This is a genomic window from Aromatoleum petrolei (assembly GCF_017894385.1).
Classification (GTDB): domain Bacteria; phylum Pseudomonadota; class Gammaproteobacteria; order Burkholderiales; family Rhodocyclaceae; genus Aromatoleum; species Aromatoleum petrolei.
In genome coordinates this window covers 875,133-901,110 of record NZ_CP059560.1, presented here as the reverse complement: position 1 = coordinate 901,110, position 25,978 = coordinate 875,133, and the positions used below count along the sequence as shown (strand labels likewise).

At 65.7% G+C, this 25,978-nt stretch carries 20 protein-coding genes and 1 tRNA gene; 12 read left to right on the top strand and 9 right to left on the bottom strand.

All coding sequences use genetic code 11. The annotated features are described in order from the left end of the window. Positions 1–95: 95 nt before the first annotated feature. The 5 genes from ToN1_RS04090 to ToN1_RS04070 all read left to right on the top strand — a co-directional run bounded on the left by ToN1_RS04090 (position 96) and on the right by ToN1_RS04070 (position 5,954). On the top strand, positions 96–773 hold the full coding sequence (locus ToN1_RS04090; protein WP_169206642.1) for an ABC transporter ATP-binding protein: 678 nt from the start codon (positions 96–98) through the stop codon (positions 771–773). Continuing rightward, positions 770–3,277, top strand: a complete 2,508-nt coding sequence (locus ToN1_RS04085; protein WP_169206592.1) for an ABC transporter permease — start codon at positions 770–772, stop codon at positions 3,275–3,277. Before ToN1_RS04090 ends, ToN1_RS04085 begins: the two co-directional genes overlap by 4 nt. Further along, entirely contained in the window at positions 3,277–4,359 is a 1,083-nt protein-coding gene (locus ToN1_RS04080; protein WP_169206641.1) for a lipocalin-like domain-containing protein, read from the top strand. Before ToN1_RS04085 ends, ToN1_RS04080 begins: the two co-directional genes overlap by 1 nt. A 60-nt stretch (positions 4,360–4,419) precedes the next feature. Beyond that, positions 4,420–4,504: transfer RNA gene (locus ToN1_RS04075), tRNA-Leu, on the top strand. Between the two features lie 166 nt (positions 4,505–4,670). Next, entirely contained in the window at positions 4,671–5,954 is a 1,284-nt protein-coding gene (locus ToN1_RS04070) for a cation:proton antiporter (RefSeq protein WP_169206640.1), read from the top strand. Here the strand turns inward: ToN1_RS04070 and ToN1_RS04065 are convergent, their stop codons facing one another. Both ToN1_RS04065 and ettA read right to left on the bottom strand, forming a co-directional pair. Then, on the bottom strand, positions 5,955–6,935 hold the full coding sequence (locus ToN1_RS04065) for an MBL fold metallo-hydrolase (RefSeq protein WP_169206639.1): 981 nt from the start codon (positions 6,933–6,935) through the stop codon (positions 5,955–5,957). Positions 6,936–7,014: 79 nt separating this feature from the next. Next, positions 7,015–8,679, bottom strand: coding sequence for an energy-dependent translational throttle protein EttA (gene ettA / locus ToN1_RS04060; protein WP_169206638.1), 1,665 nt, complete (start codon positions 8,677–8,679; stop codon positions 7,015–7,017). A gap of 190 nt (positions 8,680–8,869) precedes the next feature. Here ettA and ToN1_RS04055 point away from each other — a divergent pair, with 190 nt between their 5' ends. Next, on the top strand, positions 8,870–10,813 hold the full coding sequence (locus ToN1_RS04055) for a CHASE domain-containing protein (RefSeq protein ID WP_169206637.1): 1,944 nt from the start codon (positions 8,870–8,872) through the stop codon (positions 10,811–10,813). A 12-nt stretch (positions 10,814–10,825) separates the two neighbouring features. Here ToN1_RS04055 and ToN1_RS04050 read toward each other — a convergent pair whose 3' ends face one another. The 3 genes from ToN1_RS04050 to ToN1_RS04040 form a co-directional block, all read right to left on the bottom strand. Further along, positions 10,826–11,104, bottom strand: a complete 279-nt coding sequence (locus tag ToN1_RS04050; RefSeq protein ID WP_169206636.1) for a biotin/lipoyl-containing protein — start codon at positions 11,102–11,104, stop codon at positions 10,826–10,828. Then, on the bottom strand, positions 11,101–11,523 hold the full coding sequence (locus ToN1_RS04045) for a hypothetical protein (protein ID WP_169206635.1): 423 nt from the start codon (positions 11,521–11,523) through the stop codon (positions 11,101–11,103). Before ToN1_RS04045 ends, ToN1_RS04050 begins: the two co-directional genes overlap by 4 nt. Positions 11,524–11,656: 133 nt before the next feature. After that, positions 11,657–12,433, bottom strand: a complete 777-nt coding sequence (locus ToN1_RS04040; RefSeq protein WP_169206634.1) for a ferredoxin--NADP reductase — start codon at positions 12,431–12,433, stop codon at positions 11,657–11,659. A gap of 101 nt (positions 12,434–12,534) precedes the next feature. Between ToN1_RS04040 and ToN1_RS04035 the strand changes: the two genes are divergently transcribed. Continuing rightward, complete coding sequence (locus ToN1_RS04035; RefSeq protein ID WP_169206633.1) at positions 12,535–13,461, top strand: LysR family transcriptional regulator; 927 nt, start codon at positions 12,535–12,537, stop codon at positions 13,459–13,461. Between the two features lie 89 nt (positions 13,462–13,550). On the opposite strand, the gene ToN1_RS04030 is transcribed toward ToN1_RS04035, so the two are convergent. Beyond that, the gene (locus ToN1_RS04030; RefSeq protein ID WP_169206632.1) at positions 13,551–16,208 is read right to left on the bottom strand and encodes a glycosyltransferase family 2 protein; all 2,658 of its coding nucleotides are present in this window, start codon (positions 16,206–16,208) and stop codon (positions 13,551–13,553) included. Between the two features lie 250 nt (positions 16,209–16,458). Between ToN1_RS04030 and ToN1_RS04025 the strand changes: the two genes are divergently transcribed. Then, the gene (locus ToN1_RS04025) at positions 16,459–16,899 is read left to right on the top strand and encodes a hypothetical protein (RefSeq protein WP_244861112.1); all 441 of its coding nucleotides are present in this window, start codon (positions 16,459–16,461) and stop codon (positions 16,897–16,899) included. On the opposite strand, the gene ToN1_RS04020 is transcribed toward ToN1_RS04025, so the two are convergent. The 3 genes from ToN1_RS04020 to gcvH form a co-directional block, all read right to left on the bottom strand. After that, positions 16,801–18,417: a glycoside hydrolase family 17 protein gene (locus tag ToN1_RS04020; RefSeq protein ID WP_169206631.1), complete on the bottom strand. Its 1,617-nt coding sequence runs from the start codon at positions 18,415–18,417 to the stop codon at positions 16,801–16,803. The genes ToN1_RS04025 and ToN1_RS04020 overlap by 99 nt on opposite strands. Positions 18,418–18,504: 87 nt before the next feature. Continuing rightward, the gene (gcvP, locus tag ToN1_RS04015) at positions 18,505–21,411 is read right to left on the bottom strand and encodes an aminomethyl-transferring glycine dehydrogenase (RefSeq protein ID WP_169206630.1); all 2,907 of its coding nucleotides are present in this window, start codon (positions 21,409–21,411) and stop codon (positions 18,505–18,507) included. Between the two features lie 67 nt (positions 21,412–21,478). After that, entirely contained in the window at positions 21,479–21,862 is a 384-nt protein-coding gene (gene gcvH, locus ToN1_RS04010; RefSeq protein ID WP_169206629.1) for a glycine cleavage system protein GcvH, read from the bottom strand. Positions 21,863–22,513: 651 nt separating this feature from the next. On the opposite strand from gcvH, the gene ToN1_RS04005 reads away from it, so the two are divergent. The 4 genes from ToN1_RS04005 to ToN1_RS03990 all read left to right on the top strand — a co-directional run bounded on the left by ToN1_RS04005 (position 22,514) and on the right by ToN1_RS03990 (position 25,971). Further along, positions 22,514–23,380 (top strand): 3',5'-nucleoside bisphosphate phosphatase, encoded by an 867-nt coding sequence (locus ToN1_RS04005; protein WP_169206628.1) that lies wholly within the window; start codon positions 22,514–22,516, stop codon positions 23,378–23,380. A gap of 14 nt (positions 23,381–23,394) precedes the next feature. Beyond that, positions 23,395–24,027 carry an L-threonylcarbamoyladenylate synthase gene (locus ToN1_RS04000; RefSeq protein ID WP_169206627.1) on the top strand — a complete coding sequence of 211 codons (633 nt, stop codon included), beginning with the start codon at positions 23,395–23,397 and terminating at the stop codon, positions 24,025–24,027. 78 nt (positions 24,028–24,105) lie between these two features. Continuing rightward, positions 24,106–24,765, top strand: coding sequence for a site-2 protease family protein (locus tag ToN1_RS03995; protein WP_169206626.1), 660 nt, complete (start codon positions 24,106–24,108; stop codon positions 24,763–24,765). A gap of 3 nt (positions 24,766–24,768) precedes the next feature. After that, positions 24,769–25,971 carry a tryptophan--tRNA ligase gene (locus ToN1_RS03990; RefSeq protein ID WP_169206625.1) on the top strand — a complete coding sequence of 401 codons (1,203 nt, stop codon included), beginning with the start codon at positions 24,769–24,771 and terminating at the stop codon, positions 25,969–25,971. Positions 25,972–25,978: the final 7 nt, after the last annotated feature.

Genomic DNA, 25,978 nt, shown 5'->3' with positions numbered 1-25,978 from the left:
CAATCCCGGATGTGCCCATCATAGGACTTCGGGATTTGCATTGTGATGGTGCAGGCGCTGTCTGGCTGAACCACGGGCAGGGGGGAGCGGTCGGGATGCTGGAAATCGACGATTTGAGGAAGGGACTCGGGGCCGCTGGCGCGCGCGTGCTGTTCGAGGGGCTGTCGCTGCGCGTGCAGCGCGGCGAGTGCGTGGCAGTGATGGGCGAGTCCGGGGTCGGCAAATCGACCCTGCTCAACTGCATGGCCGGGCTGGAGGCCGTCGATGGCGGGAGCATCCGTCTCGACGGAACCGAGCTCGTCGGGCTGGACGACGACGCCCTGGCCGGATTGCGCCGGCGGCGCTTCGGCTTTGTTTTTCAGGCCTTCCACATCCTCCCGCACCTCGATGTGGCCCAGAACGTCGCCCTGCCGCTGTGGCTGCTCGACGTCGAGGGCGTCGAAGCCGACCGGCGCGCCCGTGCGATGCTGGAGCGGGTCGGACTCCTCGACCGTGCCCGAGACTGGCCGCGTGAGCTTTCCGGTGGAGAACTGCAACGCGTGGCGATTGCCCGCGCGCTGGTCCATCGACCGTCGCTGGTGCTCGCCGACGAGCCGACCGGCAACCTCGATCCCGGGCGCGCGGCGAGCGTGCTGGACCTGCTGCTGGAATGCATTCGCGACGCGGGGGCGATGGGTATCCTGGTGACGCATTCGCATGCCGCGGCCTTGCGTGCCGATCGTATTCTGCGCCTCAGCGCGGGCGGTCTCGTGCCGAGCGGCGAACTCACGTGAGCCAGGTGCTCGGCCGGGTCTTCATCGGCAGCCTCGCGCGTCGCCGTCTCGCAACGGCACTATCGCTGTTTGCGATCGCCCTGGGCGTCGCCCTCGGCCTGGCTGTGCAGATCATCCACGCTGCGGCACTCGAAGAATTCGGTCGTGGCATGCGCCTGCTTGCCGGCGAGGCGGACCTGCAGGTAGCCGGATCGCGCGAGGGCTTCGATGATGTGCTTTACAGCCGCCTCGCGATGCGCGAAGAGGTGTCCGATGCCAGTCCCGTTGTGGAGCTCGAGGTCCGCCTGCCGTCGCACGAGCGCTCGCTCGCCCTCTACGGCATCGATGCCCTGCGTGTTGCGCACGTCCATCCGGCCCTGATGCCGCAATCCGATGAGGCGCGGCGCGAAGGCGCGGCGCTCGACGTGCTGCAGCACGACGCGCTTTTCCTGAGCCCTGCCGCCCAGGCCGAGCTCGGTGTTGCGCCCGGCGATCGGTTGGATGTCGTCGCTGCCGCGCGAGTCGTGTCGCTGCGAGTGGCTGGTGCGGTCCCCGGCGCGGGGCAGGGCAGGGCGCTGGCCGTCATGGATATCGCTGCGGCCCAGCAGCTCTTCGGCCGGGTGGGGCGCATCACGCGCATCGACCTCAGCCTGAAGGACGGTATCGACATTCCAGCGGCGCGCGATGCGCTTGCGGCCGACCTGCCCCCGGGCGTCGAAGTGCTCACCCCGCGTGCCGCCGAGGAACTGGCGGCAGGCCTCTCGCGCGCCTACCGCGTGAATCTCACGATGCTGGCCACGATCGCCCTCGTCACCGGCGGTTTCCTCGTCTTTTCCACCCAGTTCCTTGCCGTGGCTCGCCGTCGCAAGGAATTCGCCTTCCTGCGCGCGTTGGGAATGGACCGCGCTGCGCTGATGCGCGGATTGCTCGTCGAAGGCGCCGTCGTCGGGCTCGCGGGTGGCCTGCTCGGGATTGCCCTCGGGCATGGGATCGCCGCCATCGCTTTCGACGTCGCGGGCGGGGATCTCGGCGCAGGCTACTTCAAAGCGGTAAGCCCAGCGCTGCGCTTCGACCCGGTGGCAAGCGGCGCTTATCTTATCCTCGGCGTCCTCGCCGGACTGGCGGGGGCGTGGCTGCCGGCGCGCGAGGCGCGGCGCATGATCCCCGCACGTGCGCTCAAGTCCGGTGACGAAGCTGTAATGTTCCGCTTCCGCGCGCATCCGCTTGGCGCATCCGCCTGCCTCGCGGGCGCTGCGGCGCTGTGCCTGTTGCCGCCGCTCGGCGGGGTGCCGGTATTCGGCTACCTTGCCGTCGCCCTCATCCTGGTTGGTGCCGTGCTGGTGCTGCCGATCCTCGTGCAGGGCTTCGCGCGCATCGCATCCCGCCTGCGCCGGCCCCTCTGGAGACTGGCGAACGCACGCCTCGCGGCCGCGCCCGGGCAGGGCGTCGTCGCTGGCGCCGGGGTGGTGGCGAGCGTCGCGCTCGCGGTCGCCATGGCAATCATGGTTGCCTCCTTCCGCGATTCGGTCGATCGCTGGCTCACCGCCGTGTTGCCCGCCGATCTCTACGTGAGCGCCTCCCCATTGGGAACCAGCGGCTTCCTCGAGCCGGCGATACTGGAGCGGATTGCGACCCTTGCGGGCGTGTCGCGAACGATGCCGCTGCGCTTCGACACGCTGCGGCTGGACGACGAGCGTTTCCCGGTGTCCCTGATCGCGCGTCCGGTGGACGGCGGTCGACTGCTTCCCTTGGTCGGCCCGGCGACGCCCATTCCCGCAGGGGAGAGGCCGGCGTGGGTATCGGAGGCGATGGCCGACCTCTTCGCGCTCGCGGCCGGCGACGCCCTGGTCCTGCCGCTGGGCGGGAAACCGGTGGCTTTCCGCATCGCCGGGGTGTGGCGCGATTACGCCCGGCAACAAGGCGCGGTCGCGATCGAACTGGCGGACTACCGTGCGGTCACCGGCGACCTCGTCGCGAACGACGTCGGCGTCATTCTTGCCGAGGGCGCATCCTTCGATACGGTCGCAGCCGCGGTTCGCGACATCGTCGGCGAGAACACCGTGCGGATCGCGAGCCCCGGAGAGATCCGCGCGCGCAGTCTCGCGATCTTCGATCGCACCTTCCTCGTTACCTACGCGATGGAGGCGGTCGCCGTGCTCATCGGACTGTTCGGCGTCAGCACCAGTTTCGCCGTGCTGGCGATCGTACGGCGCAAGGAATTCGGCATGCTGCGGCATCTTGGAATGACGCGCAGCGAGGTCGGCCGGCTGATCACGCTCGAGGGTGTGCTCACGGCTGCGGCAGGCACCTCTCTCGGCCTGGCGGCGGGCGCCGCGGTTGCAGTGGTCCTGATCGAGGTCGTCAATCGCCAGAGTTTCCACTGGAGCATGGACTTGAACCTTCCAATCGGCGGCTTGCTGGTATTTGCCGCCACCGTGATCGCCCTTGCGGGGCTCGCCGCGCGCGTTTCCGGCCATCAGGCGATGCGCGGTTCCGCAGTGCTGGCTGTGCGGGAGGACTGGTGATGGGCTGGCGGCGCATCCCGCATTTGCTCGCGTTCGCCTTGTGCGGAGCGCTGGCCGCCTCGGTAGCGGACGCCGCGCCTGACTTCCCGCCCGTGCTACCCGGAGCGGTGCTGCGTTTTCCGTCGGATGGCGGCGCACATCCCGACTACCGGACCGAGTGGTGGTATGTCACCGGCTGGATCACCGACGAACGAGGTGTCGAGCGCGGCTTCCAGGTCACTTTCTTCCGCGTCCGCACCGGCATAGGCGAGGACAATCCGAGCCGCTTCGCGCCGCGCCAGCTCGTGCTCGCGCACGCGGCAATCGCCGACCCCGCCGCGGGGCGATTGCGTCACGCCGAACGCAGCGAACGCGCACTGGAACCGCTTGCCGGTGCCGATCCCGGCGAGACGCGGGTATGGATCCGCGACTGGCAGCTCGCATGGACGCAGGATCACTATCGCAGCCGCGTCGATGCGGAGTCTTTCGCCTTCGACCTGCGTTTCGACCCGTCCGGTCCTCCCGTGCTCAATGGCGACAACGGTTTCAGCCAGAAGGCGCCCGATCCGAAGCACGCCAGCCATTACTACAGCCGCCCACAGCTTGCGGTCAGCGGCTCGCTGCGCGTGGATGGCAGCACGGTGCCGGTGACTGGCCGGGCCTGGCTGGACCACGAGTGGTCCAGCGAACTGCTGCCCGAGGGAGCGCGAGGCTGGGACTGGATCGGCATCAACCTGCACGACGGCCGTTCGCTGATGGCCTTCCGCATGCGCGACGAGCGCGGTGAATCAATGTGGTCGGCCGGCACGTTGCATGCGGCCGACGGAGAAACCCGTGTCCTGCGGTCCGGGCAGGTGGCATTCACGCCGCAGCGGCGCTGGCGCTCGCCACGCACCGGCGCCGAGTATGCGGTCGAATGGACCATCGACATCGACGGCCGCCGCCTCGAGCTGCGCCCGCTGATGGACGACCAGGAACTCGACAGCCGACGCTCGACCGGCGCGGTGTATTGGGAAGGCGCGGTACGGCTCTTCGACTCGGGCCGCGAGATCGGGCGAGGTTACCTTGAGATGACGGGCTACACCGAACGCCTGCGGATGTGAGGCCGTGTATAATGCGCCCGCCGCTGCAATGGCGGCAGCCCGCTCTGCGGGTACGGCGGGGCCCAAGTGGCGGAATTGGTAGACGCACCAGATTTAGGTTCTGGCGCCGCGAGGCGTGGGGGTTCGAGTCCCTTCTTGGGCACCATACGGTGTGATCGCAGTCCGTGCGAAGCCGGTCTTCGTGCGGTGTGCGGTGCGTTGCCGCGTCGGCCTTCATCGCCGGCATCGTTTCCTGCCGGCCGGGAAGCGGAAGCTTTTGACACCGGGGAAAGGGTTGCCTCCCGCTCCTTTCCGCATTCACGGATTGCGCGATGACTAACGCACAGTGGTTCCTGCTGGTGGGCAGCCTTTTGCTCGCGATGGGTCTGACTTCCTCGGCCCTCAAGCGCTTGCCGGTCACCAGCGCGATCATCTACCTCGCGGTCGGCATGCTGGTCGGGCCGACCGTGCTGAGCCTCTTTCACTTCAATCCGCTCAAGGAATCGGGGCTCCTTGAGATCCTCACCGAGGCGGCGGCGCTGATCTCCTTGTATGCGGCGGGCGTCAAGATGCCCGTTCCCTTTAGCATGGCGAGGTGGCGCACGCCGGTGCTGCTCGCGTTCGTTTCGATGGCCATCACGGTTGGCCTGGTGGCCGTCTTCGCCCATTACGTGCTGGGGCTGTCGCTTGGCGCGGCGATCCTGCTCGGCGCAATCGTCGCGCCGACCGATCCGGTGCTGGCGACCGAGGTGCAGATCCGCCATCCGGGCGATCGCGATCGCCTGCGCTTCACGCTAACCTGCGAAGCAGGGATGAATGACGGGAGCGCGTTTCCCTTCGTGATGCTCGGTCTCGGCCTGCTCGGCCTGCACGAACTGGGGGAGATGGGCACCCGGTGGCTGCTGGTCGATGTCGTGTGGGCCACCGCTGCCGGGATAGCGCTCGGTGCGGCTGCCGGCTCGAGCCTCGCCCATCTTGCGCACCGACTGCGCAGCCGCCGCTCCGAGCACGGCCTGCTCGACGATTTCCTGGGCTTGGGCCTGATCGCGTTGGTGTATGGCCTCAGCCTGCTGATCAATGCGTGGGGCTTCCTCGCTGTGTTCTTCGCAGCGGTCGCGCTGCGTCAGACCGAGCGCAAGCTCGCCGGGGCCGGGCCGGACGTGCCGGAGCGGCTGCTGGCTTACGACAGCCCAGAGCGCGACGAAGACACCCCCGCGGCGACGGTCAGCGAGGGCTCGCTGGTGTTCAAGGAGCACCTCGAGCGCCTGTCGGAGGTCGTGCTCATCCTGCTGATCGGCGGGACCCTGTTCGTTGATTCGTGGAGCTGGCGTGCCGTGTCACTGGCGCTGTTCCTGTTCCTCGTCGCCCGTCCCGTGAGCGTGTTCGTCGGGTTGGCGGGAACGCGTACGCTCTGGAATGCCAAGGCACTCGCCGGCTGGTTCGGGGTGCGCGGGATCGGCTCCCTGTATTACCTGATGTACGCCATCCAGCACGGCCTGCCGGAAAAGCTGGCGCTCGAGCTGATCCACATGACACTGATCGTCGTCACCCTGTCGATCCTGTGCCACGGGATCAGCGTCAAGCCGCTGATGGAGCGTTTCTGGTCGGAGCGCTGATCACTGCGCCGGCTTGGGGAGCGGTGAATACTCGATCGGCACCCACGCATAGACGCCCTTGCCGTCGGCGCGCACGTGGCCGATGCCAGGGAAGGGCAGGTGCATGCCCGCAACCAGGGTCTTGCTTGCGGCCAGCGAATACATGAGGCTGCGACGGGTCGCGATCGCCTGGGTCTGGTCGAAGTCGAACTCGATCGAGACGCCCGGCAGCGCGAACTGGACCGCGTGCGAGTGCACGATGTCGCCCCAGATCAGCAACTTTTGGCCCGACGACTCGATGGAGATCGCGCTGTGCCCCGGCGTGTGGCCGTGGGCCTTGACCGCGCGCACGCCGGTTGCGATCTCGGTGCCGTCGGCGAAGGTGCGCCACTTGCCCCGTGCCTGGTAGGGCGCGGCGATGTCGCGGGCCATGCGGAAGAAATCCTGCATCTCGGGCTTGGCTGCTGCGGCCGCTTCCGGTGACAGCCAGAAGTCGTTGTCGAGCACGGACACGTACACGTTGGCATTCGGGAAGACGGGCGGAGCCGCCGGATCGCCAAGGCCGCCAATGTGGTCGGGGTGCATGTGCGTCAGGATGATGGTGTCGACCTGCGCGGGCTCGTAGCCGGCGGCTCTGAGGTTGTCGACGACGAAGCCGAGCGCGGGGCCGAAGAGCTTCGCCGCACCGGCGTCAACCAGGATCAGGTTGCCCCCGGTGTTGACCAGGTAGGCATTCACCGCAGTCTGCATCTTCGGGTTGCCGACGAAACCGCGCGCCAGCATCCGGTTGAGGTCTTCCGGTTCGGCGTTCTTGAGCAATTTGGTGTCGAGTTCGATCGCACCGTCATACAGCGCGGTGACTTCGAACTGGCCGACCATGGTCCGGTAGTAGCCCGGAGCCTGGGTCTTCACCATGGGGGCATCCGCCAGCACCGGGGCGGCCGGCGCAAGGGCGAACAGCGCTGCACTCACCGCGAGGATTCGCTGGAGGCTCTTGTACATGGACATTCTCCTGTCGGTTGGGGCGACGACCGCTTCATCGAGGATAGCGCAAGACGCGATCGCCGCCCGGTCGTGGCTTTCAGCGGGTGATTGGCTTGTAGCGGATGCGCTTCGGCTTCGCGCCTTCTTCACCCAACCGCTTCTTCTTGTCTTCCTCGTACTCCTGATAGTTGCCCGCGAAGAAGGTCCACTGCGAGTCGCCTTCCGCCGCGAGGATGTGCGTGCAGATGCGATCGAGGAACCAGCGATCGTGGCTGATGATCAGCGCACAACCGGCGAACTCGAGCAGCGCGTCTTCCAGTGCGCGCAGCGTTTCGACGTCGAGATCGTTGGACGGTTCGTCGAGGAGCAGCACGTTGCCGCCCGAAATCAGTGTCTTGGCCAGGTGCAGGCGGCCGCGCTCACCGCCGGAGAGGTTGCCGACGAGCTTCTGCTGGTCGCCGCCCTTGAAGTTGAAGCGGCCGATGTACGCCCGGCTCGGCATCTCGAAGCGGCCGACGGTCAGCACGTCCGCGCCGTCCGAGATCGCCTCGAACACCGTCTTGTCGTTCGCGAGTCCTTCGCGTGACTGATCTACCGCCGCAAGCTTCACGGTGGAGCCTATCGTGATTTCACCCGCATCGGGCTGGTCGCGGCCTTCGATCATCTTGAAGAGGGTCGACTTGCCGGCGCCGTTGGGGCCGATCACGCCGACGATTGCGCCGGGCGGGATGCTGAAGCTGACTTTGTCCATCAGCAGCTTGTCGCCGAAGGCCTTGGTCACGCCGTTGAACTCGATGACCTTGTCGCCGAGGCGCTCGCCGGGCGGGATGAAGATTTCCTGCGTCTCGTTGCGCTTCTGGTACTCGACGGTGGCCATTTCCTCGTAGCGTGCGAGGCGGGCCTTGGATTTCGCCTGGCGGGCCTTGGGATTCGAACGCGCCCACTCCAGTTCGGTCTTCATCGCCTTCATGTGCGCGTCGATCTGCTTCTGCTCCTGTTCCAGGCGCTCTTCCTTCTGCTCCAGCCAGGAAGAGTAGTTGCCCTTCCACGGGATGCCGTGGCCGCGGTCGAGTTCCAGGATCCACTCGGCGGCGTTGTCGAGGAAGTAGCGATCGTGCGTGACGGCGACGACGGTGCCGGGGAAGCGCGTCAGGAACTGCTCCAGCCACTCAACGGACTCCGCGTCGAGGTGGTTGGTCGGCTCGTCCAGCAGCAGCATGTCGGGCCTGGAGAGGAGCAGTTTGCACAGCGCCACGCGGCGCTTCTCGCCGCCGGAGAGATTACCGACGATCGCATCCCACGCAGGCAGGCGAAGCGCATCGGCGGCGATCTCCATCTGGTTCTCGATGTCGGAGCCGGCGGTGGCGAGGATGTTCTCGTACTTCGCCTGTTCCTCGGCGAGCTTGTCGAAGTCCGCGTCCGGCTCGGCGTAGGCGGCATAGATCTCCTCGAGCTTCGTGCGCGCCTCGACGATCTCGCCCAGGCCGGATTCGACCTCTTCCTTGACCGTCTTGATGGGGTCGAGCTGCGGTTCCTGCGGCAGGTAGCCGATGCGGATGCCCGCGAGGTGTTGGACCTCGCCTTCGTATTCCTTGTCGGCGCCCGCCATGATGCGCAGCACCGTCGACTTGCCGGAGCCGTTCAGGCCGAGCAGGCCGATCTTGGCGCCGGGGAAGAACGACAGCGAAATATCCTTGATGATCTGCCGCTTGGGCGGCACCACTTTGCTCACTCGGAGCATCGACATTACGTATTGGGCCATTGGGTCGCTTTTTTGTTTCGGTCGAACCGATATGATGAAGTGCGCAAAGGATACCTCAAGCCCGCCACCGCTTGCGCTGTCGCCGAAGTGAGAAGGAATCCCGCGTCGAAGGCCTAGGTGTTCATTATCATTTTGTTACATGGTGGCCGCATGGGCGCCTCTGCCCGCTCCGAGTCCGATGGATCGCGAAATGCACGATGCCGAAGTTCAGGGCGCCGATACCGCATCGGCGCGCACCTGGTCGCCGCTGGGGGGGGTATTCATCGCAGTGGCTCTCGCCTGTGCGATCGGTGCAGCCGCCGTCGTCTGGCGCCATCTCGGGCAACGGCATGACGAACAGCTGAATGCGCACCTGGCGAGCCATTCCGCGGAAGTCGTCCTGACGGTTCGGGAGCGGTTTCAGTCCTATCGCATGTTGTTGCGCGGCGGCCAGGCGTTCATGAGGTCGCGCGACGATTTTGATTTTCTTGCATGGCGGACCTACCTGCAGCGGCTGTCCTTCCAGGAAGAGTTTCCAGGGGTCCAGGGGATCGGGTTCGCGCAATGGATCCAGCCGGGGCAGCTCGAGGCACACTTGCGGGCCATGCGCGAATTTGCGGGCGACGACTATCGGGTATGGCCTGAGGGGCAGAGGGCATTGCTGAGCAGCATTGTCGTGCTGGAGCCCGCCGACTGGCGCAATGCCCGCGCGATCGGATACGACATGTATTCCGAGCCGATCAGGCGCGAGGCGATGGACCGGGCCGTTCAGTCCGGCGACGCCGCACTGAGCGGGAAGACGATTCTCGTTCAGGAAACGGAATCGGATGTGCAGGCGGGGGTATTGCTCTACATGCCGTTGTTCGCGGACGGGATGCCGATCGCAAGCGAGGCCGAGCGCTGGGCGGCGCTTCGGGGATGGGTCTACATGCCTTTTCGCATGACCAGCCTGATGCGCCAGATGCTGGACCAGCATCCGGGCCAGATACGTCTGCAAGTGTTCGACCGCGCCACCGCTGCGGAAAGTCTGCTCTACGACAGCCATGCGGGAATGCCGGAATCCGCCTCTCGTCCGGTCAGTGCCGAGCATGTTTCACTCGGCGGGACCGAATGGATCATCCGGCTCCACGCACTGTCGTCCTTCGATGCCGAACCTGACATTCGTCAGGCCGAGTTCGTGTCGGTCGTGCTGGTCGGCGTGCTGCTCGTGGTGACCGCGCTGTTCTTTGCCGTCACCCGCGAGCGGGCGACCCGCCTGGCGCGGACGACCGAATCGCTACGCCGCAGCGAGGCGAAATACAGCACGCTCGTGAACCTTGCGCATGACGGCATCGCGGCAACCGATGCGGAGTTCAGGCTGACGTTCGTCAATCCGGGGTTCATCGAGCTCGTTGGGCGCGAAGAGTCGAGTTTGATCGGCCGCACGCTGGACGAGCTGTGGGTCGATGGCGGCGGCGAAAGTCGCGAAGCCATGCTCGCCCGCCTCGGTGAAGGGAAGAGCAGGCACTACGAGGTCCGACTGAAGCGCGGCGACGGCCGGCAGCTGACCGTTCTTGCGTCGCTGGCGCCGCTTAAGGATGGCTGGGGCCAGACGAAAGGTGCAATCGCCCTGCTGTCGGACATCACCGAGCGCAAGGACGCGGAGCGACGCATTGCGCACATGGCCACCCACGACATCCTCACGGGAGCGGTCAATCGGCTGATGTTTGGCGAACTGCTCGGTTATGCCCTCGTTCAGGCGCGTCGCTCGGGTCATCGGTTCGCACTGCTGTTCATCGACCTCGACCACTTCAAGCGGGTCAACGACGATTTCGGGCATCATGTCGGTGACATGCTGCTGTGCGAAGCCGTGCGGCGCATGCAGGGCTCGATCCGGTCGTCGGACGCGCTCGGGCGGCGTGGCGGGGATGAATTCGTCGTGTTGCTGCCTGAAATCGTCGGCGACACGGATGCCGAGATCGTCGCGGAGAAGATCCGCAGCGCGCTCGAAAAGCCGTTCATGTTCGAGGGGCGCGAAGTGCGCATTTCGTCGAGCATTGGTATCGCGCTCTATCCCGAGGATGGCAAGGACGAGCATGAGCTGATGTGTCGTGCCGACGAGGCCATGTACCGGGCGAAACTCGGCGGTCGCAATCGCGCATGCCGGGTGCGTTAGCGGCGGGAGGTATTAACCGACGGCGATCAGTGCGATCAGGTCGCCTTCGTCGATCAGGTCGCCCTCGTCGACCTTGACCTCGACGATGGTGCCGGCCCGTGGAGAGGGAATGTCCATTGCGGTCTTGCCGGTCTCCAGGACGATCAACGGTTCGTCGAAGCCGATGCGTTCGCCGGCACGCACGAGCACGCTTTGCACGAACACATCTTCTGTCCGGCAATTGCCGCAGCTGTCCCAGCATTCGGGGAATTTCGGCATGCGGATCTCGACGAGCTGAACGGCTGCGCTCATCGTTTCACGGGCGCGGTCGAGACGGCGTCGACGAACATGACTGACTGGAAGGTGCGCTTGAGCAACTTGCTGTAGAACTGCGCCATCGTCACACCCTCGTCGAACTGCACCATGTCGCCACGCATGATCTGCATCCGGGCAGTAGCGATCCAGTAGCTCTTCCCGCCCTCATCCACTTCGATGTAGGTGTATTCATTGGCGTCGATGGAGTCGAGTGCAACGCCGGTGCGGCGCATGGTGGCGGGCTGTTCCGCCCCGGGCCGGATCAGCTGCAGTGCAGCGCCCGGCGAGGGGTGCCCCGGTGGTGGGAGGGATTGGGCTTTGGCGGGCGCCATTGTCATGAGCACCGCCAGCACCGGGAGTGCCAAACGTGCGGCGGCGTGCATGAAGGGCACGACCGTCTGGCGAGGGAGTTCCATGCTTCGATCCGGCTTACTGCAAGTGAATCGAAGTGTACTCCTGCACGGCCGCTTGTGCATGCGGCTTGTTGTGCCCCGACCTGACGATCAGTCATTCGGCATGCAGTACCGCACATCTGGTCACTGCATCACCTTATTTCTCCACGAATGCGCGCTCGATCACGTAGTCGCCCGGATCGCCGATGTGCTTCGAGATGTGGAAGCCGCGCGAGTCGAGCAAATCGCAGCAATCCTTGAGCATCGCGGGACTGCCGCAGATCATGGCGCGGTCGACGGCGGGGTCCAGTTCGGGAAGGCCGATATCGCGGAAAAGCTTGCCGCTGTTGATGAGATCCGTGAGGCGCCCTTGGTTCTCGAACGGCTCGCGCGTGACCGTCGGATAATAGATGAGCTTGTCGCGCACGAACTCGCCGAAAAACTCGTGCTGGGGCAGTTCGCGGGTGATGAAATCGCGATATGCCAGTTCCGACACGGTGCGCACGCCATGGATGAGCACGACGCGCTCGAACCGCTCGTAGGTCTCGGGATCCTGGATCACGCTCATGAAGGGGGCCAACCCGGTGCCGGTCGACAGCAGGTAGAGGTGCTTGCCGGGCTTGAGGTCGTGCAACACCAGAGTGCCGGTGGGCTTCTTGCTGACCACGATGGGATCGCCTTCCTTCAGGTGCTGCAGGCGCGAGGTCAGAGGGCCGTTGGGCACCTTGATGCTGAAGAATTCGAGGTGCTCCTCGTGGTTCGGGCTCGCAATGCTGTATGCACGCGTTAGCGGGCGGCCTTCGACCTCCAGCCCGATCATCACGAATTGGCCGTTCGTGAAACGCAATGCACGATCTCGGGTGGTACGGAAGCTGAACAGGGAATCGTTCCAGTGGTGCACGCTCAGAATGCGCTCGGTCGCCAAGTTGCTCATTTCGGGTCTTGCTCCGCTCCAGTATCAGATGATGCGATTTTAGTCAGTCGCGTTAAGCTGATGCGTGGATAATGTTAATAATCAATATCTGAAAAATCGATATGAAGCACACCCTCCGACAGCTTGAAGTCTTTGTCGCGACCGCGCGCGCAGGTACGGTGTCGAAAGCCGCCGAACAGCTGGCGATGTCGCAGTCTGCCGCGAGCAGCAGCCTTGCGGAGTTCGAACGGCAGTTCGGCGTGCGTCTGTTCGATCGCGTCGGCAAGTCGCTGCGCCTGAATGAACTTGGTCAGCGCCTGCTGCCGCGGGCGGTCGAGCTGCTGGCGCGCGCCGAGGATGTCGAGGACCTGCTCCAGGGCGGCATGGGTTTTGGCAGCATGAAGGTCGGTGCGACCCTCACGATCGGCAACTATCTCGCGACGCTAATTGTCGCGACCTTCCTGCAACGACATCCAGAGAGCCGCATCCATCTGAGCGTGCACAACACGGCGACCATCGTCCAGCAGATCGCTGGCTTCGAACTCGACGTGGGGATGATCGAGGGCAGCTGCCACCATCCCGAGCTCGAGGCGGTGCCGTGGCTGGAAGACGAGCTCGTGGTGTTCTGCGCACCTTCGCATCCGCTCGCGAGCGCGCGGCGTGCGAGCCTCGATGAACTCACGCGGCAGGCGTGGATCCTGCGCGAAATCGGGTCCGGGACGCGCGAGACCTTCGATCAGGCGACGCGCCACGTCGCGCGGCGCATCGACGTGCGTCTCGAACTGGAGCATACGGAAGCGATCAAGCGGGCGGTGGAGTCGGGGCTGGGCATAGGCTGCATTTCGCGCCTCGCCTTGCGGGAGGCCTTTCGGCGCGGCAGCCTGGTGCCTGTCGATACGCCGGAACTGGATCTGCTGCGCTCTTTCCATTTTCTCTGGCATCGCCAGAAGTTCACCACCCCGGGGATGCGCGCCTTCATTGGCCTTTGCCGCGAAATGACCGCGGGGGCACGCACCAGCGACGAGATCCCACTCGCCTATATCCCCTGAAGCTTTGGGCCCCGAGCCGGGGCGGCAGCACTAGCCGATGCAAAAAAGGGCGCCATATGGTGCCCTGTATGTTCAAGCGTTGTGCGGGCTCAGCCGGCCTGCCCTGCCGTGCCGCCCGGGGTGGTCGTCAGGGGCTTCGCCGGTTCGGCCTCGGGCATGTAGGACGCCACCTGGCAGGCGATGGAGGCGAGGTAGGGCACGCACTGCAGCGCGAGGATGCCGACCCACAGCTGCACCTCGATATCGTCATAACCGCGCTGCATCACCAGCACGACGCCACCCAGCACCAATGCGAGCAGCAGGCCGATCTCCTCGCGCAGCGGCGAGAAGAAGGCGAGAGTGCCCTTGTCTTTCCAGCCCTTGGGGGTGCGGACGAATTCGCCGCGCCGCTTGACGAGCCCCGCAAATACGCCGCGCGCGATGGCATGCGCGAGTCCGACCGACAGTATCGAGGCGCCGAGGATGTCCTTCCACGGGGCGTCCATGGTGCGCCGGTAGAGGATCGGTCCCAGGCCGGCCTTGAACGCCATGAAAGCGAGAATGGGAATCGCCAGCGAGGTCACGGGCAGGCCGAAGGCCTTGGGGTAGAACAGGATGCCGACGGTCCATGCCAGGCTCGCGAACGCGAACACGAGCTGCAGCGCATCGCCCAGCCAGGCGAACCAACCGGTGAGGAAGTGGTAGCGCTGGGCAAGGTTGAGCCGGCTCGGGCCGATCATCGCGGGCAGGTGGTGCTTGAGGATCTGCATCGCGCCGAAGGCCCAGCGGAAGCGCTGGCTCTTGATCGCAGGGAAGTCCGCCGGCGTGAGGCCGCGGCCGAGGATGTGGTCGACGTAGCGGGTGTCGTAGCCCTTTTCGATCAGACGCAGACCCAGCTCGGTGTCCTCGCAGATACACCATTCCGACCAGCCGCCGACGTCGTCGAGCGCCAGACGGCGCACGAGGGTCATCGTACCGTGCTGGATCAGTGCATTGCGCTCATTGCGGTGGTGCATGCCGATGCGGAAGAAACCGTCGAACTCCCAGTTGCACATGCGGCGGAAGGGGTGCGTTTCCCAGTCGCGGTGTGCCTGCGGCGCCTGCACGACGGCGACTTCCGGGTCGTCGAAGTGCGGGATCAGACACGACAGCCAGTCGGGCGACACGACGTAGTCGGCATCGACGACGCCGACGACTTCTGCGCGCGGGTCGGTCTGGCGCAGACCGAAGTTCAGCGCGCCAGCCTTGAATCCCGGCCAATTGTCCAGATGGTAGAAGCGGAACCGCGACCCCAGCTCCGCACAGCGCTTCTCCAGCGGCTTCCACAGCGCCTCATCCTTGGTATTGTTGTCTAGGACGAGGACCTCGAAATTCTGGTACTTCATGGCCGCGAGGCTGTCGATGGTCGCGATGACCATCTCCGGCGGCTCGTTGCAGCAGGCGAGGTGGATCGAGACGAAGGGCTCCTTGTCCGCATCGTGCGGGGGCAGGGGCAGGAAGCGGCGGTTCCACTTGCGCTTGAACAGCACCTCCCCAAACTCGAAGCCGTGCGACAGCAACACTGCAATCGTCAGCACCGTTGCCCCAATCAGCATCGCGAGGCCGACGAGGTCGCGCTGCGTGAGGTAGTAGTCGGCCGGTACGTTGATGCCAATGACCAGCGTCGTCGCGCAGGCCTGCACCAGACCGGCCAGCCACAGGCGCCCGAGCACGCTCCAGTCGCGCAGGAAGAACGCGATCAGGAACATCGGCAGTAAGGCAATCAGGCCCGCGCTGCGTGCCTTCTCATGCCAGCGAACGTCCTTGACGACGAGTCCATCGAGCGCGAATTTCTGGTGGCGGTCGGCATTGAACATGCCCCAGTACGCCCCGGCCCAGCCTTCGATCTCGATCTTCCATGGCTGGTCGATCGCTTCCATGATGTAGTAGTCGAGCGTCGCCGAGCGTGGATGGGCGAGGAACTCGCGAATGAAGCGCGCCTGGTTCTCGGCGGAGGCGACCCCCTTCGTATCCCCGCCGCCCAGGCTGTCCATGACCGGCCCGCGGCTGGGCCAGCCGATTTCACCGATGACAATTTTCTTCTTGGGGAAGCGCTTAGCGAGCTCGTCGTAGCGCATCAGCGCGTAATCGACGGCGTTCTCGACCGGCACCCCCTCGTGGTAGGGCAGCAGATGCACGGTGATGAAGTCGACGCTGTCGGCTAGTTCAGGGTTCTTCAGCCAGACGTGCCAAGGCTCCGCGGTGGACACGGTTTTCTTGGCTCGTTTCAGTGCCTTGCGCGCCTTGTCGAGGTGGACGGCAAGTTCCTTGACGGTCAGGTCGCCACGCAGCAGGACCTCGTTGCCGACGATGACGCGGTCGACGTGGGAGTACTTGCGTGCCGACTCGATGACCGCGTCGACTTCCTTTGCATTGCGCTCCTCGTCTGGGCCGATCCACGCACCGGCCATCACGGTCAGCTTGCGTTCGAGCGCGAGCGGAACGATGGCGGGGGTCTCGAGACTGCCGTAGGTGCGGATGTGCTCGGCGGACTGCGCGAGCAGATCGAGGTCGGCCCCGATCTCGGCGTCGCTCGGGTAGGCGCCCTGCAGCGGACTCTGGTCGCGCTGGTAGGGGCTGTAGGCGTATCCGTGAATGCTGTTGGCGGCGCCAACAAACTCGGTGCCGCGGTTCCAGCGTTCTGCAATCAGGTACTGCGCGCCGGCGACGATTCCGGCAAGGATCAGAGCTACGACAATTCGGTAAATCAGCGAAGCCGCTTTTTTCATCAGGATCGATGTCCCTCGAGGACTGCATCAAACACCGCGGTACCCGCCCACGACGGGCGAGGCACCGGGCCTTGCAGTGCAATAAAATACTTCAGGCTATGCCAGAATCGGTGCATACGGGCCCGTACAGCCGTTGGCCGCGGAGTTTATGCGCTTTTTCTTCTACTTAGCAAAGAGATTGTGGGTTAATTTGCAACACGTTTCAGCCTCGTGTTCGGGGCCTTGATTAATAAGGAAAAAGGTGTTGTCAGTGAAGGAAATGCGGCGCGGAGGCGGGGTTGGCCGGCTGGTCTGGGTGAGCGCGGTGGTGCTGGCGGCGGTCCTTCTATTGCGTTATGCGGGGCTGGAAGCCGGGGTTTTTCCGGCCGACTGCAAGCCGCTGATCGCCGACGGTCTGGAGGGCCTGTGTCTGGTGAAGTGGGCACTCGTCCAGGCCTTCATGCACCAGCGGCTCGGCTGGGTGAGTCTGGCGCTGGGCGTGCTGGCCTTCGTCTCCGGTCGTCGCCCCGCGGCGTGGGCCGGGTGGTTGAGCGGAATTGCCGGACTCGTGCTCTATAGTTTCGATTACGCCGCAGTCGGCGCGATGCTGTCGCTACTGGTCCTTGCGCGCAATGGCGCGCAGGCACGGGGCGGCGAGGACCAGGCCCGTGGTGAGCCACGCGACGGCCTGCGGGTTGAAGGGCTCCGGTAACCAGCGGCCGGCGACGCACACGGCGATCACGAGTCCGCACACTTTTTCCTCTGCGCCGAAGCGGCTCGCCGCCCACCATCCGGTGACGCCGAACACGAGGGCCGGGACGAGGTAGAGGAATACCGGGAAGTCGCGGTAGCGCGGGTCGGCGAACAGCAGCAGGGCCGTGACTGCCGCGGCGAACAGGAGCACGCCGCGCAGCAGTCCCAGCCACTGCCCGGCACTGAGGTGGGCCGGGCCGCCGCCGCGAAGGGCCGCCCACGCCTCGCCGGCGGTGCAGATGGGCGTGGCGCCCGGCCAGCGCGCAGCCGCCGGGGCGGCCAGCAGGCCGAGGACGCCGATGCTGCCCAGCAGCCACCATTCGAACGTGTCGCGCCAGGCGAGCTGCGCATGTTCCCAGCCGAGGACCGCGGCGAGCCCGGCGACCGTACCGGTTAGGGCCAGCGCGGCAAGCCGCGCCAACGTCCCGCGCGTGCCGAATGCGAGCAGCAGGCACAGGGTCGCCCCGAGTGCGGCGCCTGCCAGCGGCGCAGCAAGGCCGGAGCGCTCGGTGACCGGGCCGGCGAGGGGGAATTTCGGGCTCAGGTCGGTGCCGAGCATGCCCCAGAAGCCGCCGACGGTGCCTTCGAGGCGGCGCTTCCACGGCTGGTCGATGGCCTCGATGAGGTTGTAGTTCCAGCCCTTTTCGTGCGCGATATGCACGAATTCGCGGATGTAGCGGGCCTGATTGACTTGGGACGGTTCCGAGCCCTGGCGCTGGCGACCGGCGCTGGGCCAGCCGGTCTCCCCGATCATCAGCGGCCTGTCGAAATGCGTGCGGACCTCGTCGAACACCTCGGCAACATGCGCGACAGCACGGTCGATGGCGACCGGATGGTCTTCCCAGAAGGGAAGGATGTGCACGGTGACCCAATCGACCGACTCCGATAGCTTGGGGTGCTGGAGCCAGAATTCCCAGACGTCGGCGTAGGTCACCGGTACCGTCGCGCGGGCGCGTGCATACTCTATGAGCTCGCGCAGCTCGGACTCGGTCCGCTCGCGGCGCAGCAGCACCTCGTTGCCGACGATCAGCACGCGGACGACGTCGGCATAGTCGTTGGCGAGCGCGATCGCGTGGTCGAGCTGCTTCATGTTGCGCTTTGGATCGGCATTCACCCAGGCGCCGAGCAGCACCTTGAGGCCCACTTCGCGGGCCACCGCGGGCACCTGGTCCAGCCCCTGGTCGACCGAGTAAATGCGCACGCATTCGGTGATCTTTGCCAGTGCGGTGAGGTCCGCCGCGATCTGGTCGCGCGCGATGACGAGTTGCTCGTCGAAGGGCGTCTGGCCGGGAAGCCGGTAGGGGGCGTAGGAGACACACTTCAGGCGTTCGCCGTCCGCGAGCTTGAGATCATGCATCGGCACCGGCCGGGTCTGCTGCACGAGCACGGTGCCCAGGACCAGCAGCACGATCAGGGCCGAGGCGAGCAGGCCGAGCCAGTTCCGGTCGTTCGGCGTGGACGGGGCATGCGTTGACATGGAGGTGCGTGGGGCTCGTGTTGCGAGGGTCGAAAAAAAGCCACGCCGGTGTGGCGTGGCTTCCGATGGGCGCGAAGCGGCGCGATTTTAGCCTGCGTAGTCTTCCATCGGCACGCAGGCACAGAACAAATTGCGGTCGCCGTACACGTCGTCGATGCGATTGACGCTGGGCCAGAACTTGTTCTCGCCGATCCAGGCCAGCGGGAATGCGGCCTGCTCGCGGGTGTAGGCGCGCGTCCAGTCGCCGATGAAGTCGGCCTGGGTGTGCGGGGCGTTCTTCAGCGGGTTGTCCTCGGCGGTCCAGCGGCCGGCCTCGATCTCGCCGATCTCGTTGCGGATCGCGATCATCGCGTCGATGAAGCGGTCCAGTTCCGCCAAGTCTTCCGATTCGGTGGGCTCGACCATGATGGTGCCGGCAACCGGGAAGGACATTGTTGGTGCGTGGAAACCGTAGTCCATCAGGCGCTTGGCGATATCCACCTCGCTGATCCCCGTCGCCGCCTTGATCGGGCGGATGTCCAGGATGCACTCGTGCGCGACGCGCCCCTGCGAGCCCGTGTAGAGCACCGGGTAGTGCTCGGCGAGGCGGCCGGCGATGTAGTTCGCGTTGAGGATCGCCGCCTGGGTCGCCTTGCGCAGGCCTTCGCCGCCCATCATCGCAATGTACATCCACGAGATCGGGAGGATGCTTGCCGAACCGAAGGGGGCGGCGCTGACAGCACCCTGGCCCTTGTTCGGACGGTCCTCGCCACCGGTCGCGGCGACGACGTGATCGGCCATGAAGGGCGCCAGATGCGCCGCAAGGCCGATCGGGCCCATGCCCGGACCGCCGCCGCCGTGCGGGATGCAGAAGGTCTTGTGCAGGTTCATGTGGCTGACGTCCGCACCGATGTGCGCGGGCGAGGTCAGCCCCACCTGGGCGTTGAGGTTGGCGCCGTCCATGTAAACCTGGCCGCCGTGCTCGTGCACGATGGTGCAGATTTCGCGGATCGCCTCCTCGAACACGCCGTGTGTGGAGGGGTAGGTGATCATCAGCGCGGCGAGGCGGTCGGCATGCTGTGCCGCCTTCGCGCGCAGGTCGGCGACCTCCACGTTGCCCTTGTCGTCGCAGGCGACCACGACCACTTCCATGCCGCACATCTGCGCCGTCGCGGGGTTCGTGCCGTGCGCGGATTTCGGGATCAGGCACACATTGCGATGTGCTTCCCCGCGGCTGGCGTGATAGCGCGCGATCGTCACCAGGCCCGCATATTCGCCCTGCGCGCCCGAGTTCGGCTGCATGCAGATTGCAGGGAAGCCCGTGACCGCCCTGAGGTAGTCGGCTAGGCCTTCGATCATCTCGAGGCAGCCGGCCGCCTGCTCGCGCGGCGCGAACGGATGCATGTTCGCGAATTCCGGCCAGGTCACGGGGATCATCTCGCTCGTCGCATTGAGTTTCATGGTGCAGCTGCCGAGCGAGATCATCGAATGGTCGAGGGCGAGGTCGCGATTCTGCAGCTTCTTCAGATAGCGCAGCATCTGGTGCTCGGTGCGGTGGGTGTTGAACACCGGGTGCTTCAGGATCGCGTCGTCACGCAGCAGCGCTGCCGGGATGGCGCCGCCGTTGGCCGCGACCGCGGCGTCGAGTGCGGCGATGTCGGCGTCCGCGCCGAAGCACTGCAGCACGGCGGCGACGTCGGCGGCGGTCGTCGTCTCATCGACCGAGATGCCCAGCACGGTGTCCGAGGCCTTGCGCAGGTTGAAGCCGGCTGCGTCGCATGCTGCGGCGATCGCCGCAGTCCGCGCGTCGGTCTCGACCTGCAGGGTGTCGAAGAAGGCCGCCGTCGGCACCGCGAAGCCGGCGCAGCGCAGGCCCTCGGCGAGGATCGCGGCGAGTCGGTGGATGCGCGCGGCGATCGTGCGCAGTCCCTCCGGGCCGTGATAGACGGCGTAGAAACCGGCCATATTGGCGAGCAGCACCTGCGAGGTGCAGATGTTGGAGTTCGCCTTCTCGCGGCGGATATGCTGTTCGCGCGTCTGCAGCGCCATGCGCAGCGCCGTCTTGCCGCGCGTGTCCTTCGATACGCCGATGATGCGGCCCGGCATCGCGCGCACATTGGCCTCGCGCGTCGCGAAGAAGGCGGCGTGCGGCCCGCCGAAGCCCATCGGCACGCCGAAGCGCTGGGCCGAGCCGAGCGCGATGTCGGCGCCCATGGCTCCGGGAGACTTGAGGAGGACGAGCGCCATGAGGTCGGATGCGACGGCGGTGACGGCCCCCTTCGCCTTCAGCGCCGCGATCGTGGCGCCGAGATCGGCGATTTCTCCGCGCTCGTTCGGATATTGCAGCAGGGCGCCGAACACGTCGTGGTCGGCCGCGCCGGCAGCCGGGCCGAACACCAGCTCGAAGCCGAAATAGGCGGCGCGGGTGCGCATGACGTCGATCGTCTGCGGGAAACAGGCCTCGTCGATGAAGAAGGCATTGGCCTTCGACTTGCTCACGCGTCGCGCCATCGTCATCGCCTCGGCAGCGGCCGTGGCCTCGTCCAGCAGCGAGGCGTTCGCGAGTTCCAGTCCGGTCAGGTCGATCACCATCTGCTGGTAGTTCAGCAGTGCCTCGAGACGCCCCTGGGAGATCTCGGCCTGATACGGCGTGTAGGCGGTGTACCAGCCGGGATTTTCCATCACATTGCGCAGGATCACCGCCGGCGTGAGGGTGCCGAAATACCCCATGCCGATCAGCGATTTCTTCACGACATTTTTCCGTGCGATCGCGCGCAGTTCGGCCAGTGCCTCATGCTCGGGCTTCGCGCCGCCGAGGGGCAGCGGCCCCGGGAGACGGATTCCTGACGGGACGGTCTGGTCGATCAGCGCGTCCAGCGTCGGAGCGCCGATGGCTGCGAGCATCTTCGCGACCTCGGCAGGATTTGGTCCGACGTGGCGGGCGATGAAGGCGTCGCGCTGCTCGAGCCCGGAGAGGGGCGCGTGCACGGATGAGGAGGCAGGGGTGTTCGACATGAAGAAAGCTCTGCTGGTATGCCGGGCCGCGCATCGCCGGCCCGGGAGGGAGATGCGTGCGGCGGAATCAGGCGTTGGCGACGGCTTCGTAGCCGGCGGCGTCGAGCAGATTGGTTAGGTCCGCCCCGGCGTCCGGCCGGATCTTGAACAGCCAGGTGCCATAGGCGTCGGCATTCACCGATTCGGGTGCATCGACCGCTGCCTGGTTGAACTCGACGATTTCGCCCGCAACGGGCGCGTAGATGTCCGAGGCGGCCTTGACCGACTCGATCACGGCACAGGCCTCGCCTGCGGTAACGCCGCGGCCCGCTTCGGGCAGTTCCAGGAACACCACGTCACCCAGCGCTTCCTGGGCGTGATCGGTCACGCCCACGGTCAGCGTGCCGTCGGCTTCGACGCGGATCCATTCGTGCGACTTGGTGTATTTCAGGTTTGCAGGGATGTTGCTCATGACGGGCTCCAGTGATGGAAGGTTCGTAGTCCAGGCTTCGTGCCGGACGCAGTGTTGCTTTCGTTATGATCGATTGTCGAAGTCAGCGTCGCAGGTCAACGTTGCCGACCGCCCGATGCGCGACGGGGCGACCGTCGATCCTTCGATGTCGGCCATCGGCGCTTGCCTTGGCGGGATGACGCTGCGGGAACGATCGGGCACCGGGAAATGAACGAGAAATAAGGCTGGATGAATAGGCGTCTGCATGGGAACCGGACGCTCCTGCCGAAACGCGGAATCGGTTGTCGAGACTGTCAGCGCAATGCCCAGGGGGCCTGCGTCGCAGAGCCGTGCGATCCCGACTCGGGTGTCCGGGAGGGCGCGAGCTGACGGTCGATGCGGCAGTGGATCCGGTGTGTGCCGGCCGCTGCAGGCGTCGCTTTTGCTCGCTTTGTTCCCCCGGGCCGGCATTCGGTCCGCTTGCCAGCGCGATCTCCGGGATGTTGCCAGCGGCGTTTTTCTATCCGGAATGCTCACCCGCTCCCGCGCGACGGGCGGACGATAGCACCACGTCGAGGGACTGGCAACGGCCGGGGCGGCCATGCGGTTTGCTATCATGAAAAAAATATCTGTTCCGGCGTCCGGCCGGGATGGCGTCCCAGATCCCCGACAATGTTCTCGAATGCAGATCTTCATTGCCACTCGACCGTATCGGACGGCTGGCTGACTCCCGCCGAGGTGGTGCAGCGCGCAGCGGCCAATGGCGTCGAACTGCTGGCACTCACCGATCATGACGAAGTGGGTGGGATCGACGAGGCGGCGGCCGCGGCGTGCGAGTGCGGCATTGCGCTGGTCGCCGGGGTGGAAATATCGGTGACCTTCCGCGACGAGACCATCCATGTGGTCGGCCTGGGCATAGACCATCGCAATGCGCGACTGCTGGACGGGCTGGCCCAGGTGCGCAGCGGCCGCGAGCAGCGGGCGCAGGCCATGAGTGACGCGCTCGACGCGATCGGCCTGCATGGCGTACTCGAAGGCGCGCGCCGATTTGCGCGCAACCCGGCGATGGTCGGCCGCGCACATTTTGCCCGCCACATCGTTGCGAGCGGACTGATGCCCGATGTCGGGACAGTGTTCCGCTACTACCTGACCCGCGGCAAACCCGGCTTCGTTCCCCACGTGTGGGCGCGGCTCGAGGACGCGGTCGGCTGGATCCGCGCGGCCGGCGGCATCGCGGTGATTGCTCATCCCGGGCGCTACCGTCTCTCCGCAGGCGACATGGACGCGCTCTTCGACGCCTTCGTTGCCTGCGGCGGCGAGGCGCTGGAGGTCGTCTCCGGTGCGCATGCCGCTCCGGACGTGCAGCGCTTCGCGAGCGTTGCGCGCCGCCGTGGGCTGCTCGCCTCGCGCGCCTCCGATTTCCACGGTAGCAGCGAGAGCCCCGTCGATCTCGGTCGTTGCGATCCGCTGCCGCCCGACCTCGTTCCCGTCTGGTCGCGACTTGTGGCGCCAGCGCCCGTCGCCGCCGGGCTTCTCTGATCCGGAATGCATTCATGGCCCAGTTCTTTTCGCTTCACCCCGAGTTTCCCCAACCGCGGCTGATCCGCCAGGCGGCGGAGATCATGCGCGCCGGCGGGCTGGTCGCTTTCCCCACCGATTCGGCCTACGCGCTCGGCGGCCTCACCGGCGATGCTGATCTCCTGCAGCGGATCCGCAGGTTGCGTGGGGTGGACGAGCGCCACCACTTCACCCTGATGTGCCGCGACCTCTCGGAAATTGCAAAATACGCCCGGGTCGACAATGCCCAGTATCGTCTGCTGAAAGCGGTCACGCCGGGCCCGTACACCTTCATCCTCGAGGGTACGAAGGAACTGCCCCGGCGCGTGCTGCACCCCAAGCGCAAGACGATCGGGCTGCGCGTTCCCGAGCATCCCGTCGTGGCCGCGCTGCTGCAGGAACTGGACGAGCCCATCCTCACCTCCACGCTCCTCCTGCCCGATGACGATTTTCCGCTGACGGACCCCGAGGAAATCCGAGAACGTCTCGAGAAGCAGGTCGAACTCGTCATCGAGGCCGGCTATTGTGGCCCGGAGGCGACCACCGTGATCGACCTGACGTCGGGCGCCCCGGTGCTGATCCGCGCCGGCCGCGGGGATCTGGCGCCATTCGGTCTGGAGAACGACTGAAAGTGCCGGAGGAGGGCGTGCGGGGACGCGGGGGATTTCCCCGCTCTGCTAGAATGCGGCGTTTTGCCCCCTGACTTCATGGAATCGCTGATCGCCACCCTTGCCATCTGGGCCTTGCCGGTGCTGCTTGCCATCACGCTGCACGAGGCTGCGCACGGCTATGTGGCGCGGCATTTCGGCGATCCCACGGCGGAGCTCGAGGGACGCATCACCCTCAATCCCTTCAAGCACATCGATCCGGTCGGAACCGTGATCGTGCCGGGTGCCATCCTCGCGCTCAGTTCGCTGCTGGGGAGCGGAGGAATGCTGTTCGGCTGGGCGAAGCCGGTGCCCGTCAATTTCAATCGCCTGCGCCGGCCCAAGGCCGACATGCTCTGGGTGGCGGCGGCAGGGCCGTTCATGAATTTCCTGATGGCGCTCGGTTGGGCGCTGCTGCTGAAGTTCGGCATGTCCGATCCGCACGGCATGTACGCGGAACCGATGCGCGAGATGGGCATGGCCGGCATCCAGATCAATTCGGTGCTGATGCTGCTCAATCTCCTGCCGATTCCGCCGCTCGATGGCGGTCGCATCGTCGTCAGCCTGCTGCCGCACCGGCTGGCGTGGAAATTCGCGCGTATCGAGCCCTACGGCTTCCCGATTCTTCTCGTGCTCCTTTTCACCGGCATCCTCGGCCAAATCCTGTGGCCGCTGATCGCACTCTTTCAGATCCTTCTCGCGACGCTTTTCGGGTTTTAAATCATGTACGCAGAACGCGTTCTCTCAGGCATGCGCCCGACCGGGCGACTTCATCTCGGCCACTACCACGGCGTGCTCAAGAACTGGGTCAAACTGCAGGAGGAATACCCCTGCCTGTTCTTCGTTGCCGACTGGCATGCATTGACCACGGTCTACGATAATCCGGAGGTCATCACCGACAGCGTGTGGGACATGCTCGTCGACTGGCTCGCGGCCGGTGTCGATCCCGAGAAGGCGACCATCTTCATCCAGTCCAAGGTGCCCCAGCACGCCGAACTGCACCTGCTGCTGTCCATGATTTCGCCGGTGGGCTGGCTCGAGCGTGTCCCGACCTACAAGGACCAGCAGGAAAAGCTCGCCCACAAGGACCTCGCCACCTACGGTTTCCTCGGCTATCCGCTGCTGATGTCGGCGGACATCCTCCTGTACCGGGCAGACAAGGTTCCCGTCGGGGAAGACCAGGTTCCGCACATCGAATTCACTCGCGAGATCGCACGTCGCTTCAACCACATGTTCGGGCGCGAGCCCGGCTTCGAGGACAAGGCCAGGGAGGCCGTCAAGAAGCTGGGCGGCAAGACCGGCAAACTGTTCGAGGAGCTGCGCAAGCGCTTCCAGCAGGAAGGCGAAACCGAAGCGCTCGAGCAGGCGCGGCTCATCCTGCGCGATGCGGGCAGTGTCAGCCATGTCGATCTCGAGCGCCTGCACGGCTACCTCGAAGGCAGCGGCAAGATGATCCTCGTAGAGCCGGGTGCGCTCCTCACCGAGGCCGCGCGCATGCCCGGCCTGGACGGCCAGAAGATGTCGAAAAGCTACGGCAACACCATCTTCCTGCGCGAAGATCCGGCCACGGTGACGAAGAAGATCCGCACCATGCAGACCGACCCGGCACGTGTGCGCCGCACCGATCCAGGCGATCCGGAAAAGTGTCCGGTGTGGCAGTTTCATCTCATCTACTCCGACGATGACACGCGCAACTGGGTGCAGCAGGGTTGCCGCAGCGCCGGCATCGGTTGTATCGAGTGCAAGCAGCCGGTCATCGACGGCGTCCTCAAGGAACAGGTCATCATGCACGAGCGCGCCCAGCGCTACCTCGACGACCCCGCCCTGATGCGGCGCATTGTCGCCGACGGCTGCGAACGCGCCGCTGTGCTCGCCGAAGAGACGATGCGCGACGTGCGCGAGGCGATGGGCCTCTCATATCGCTGACGCACCG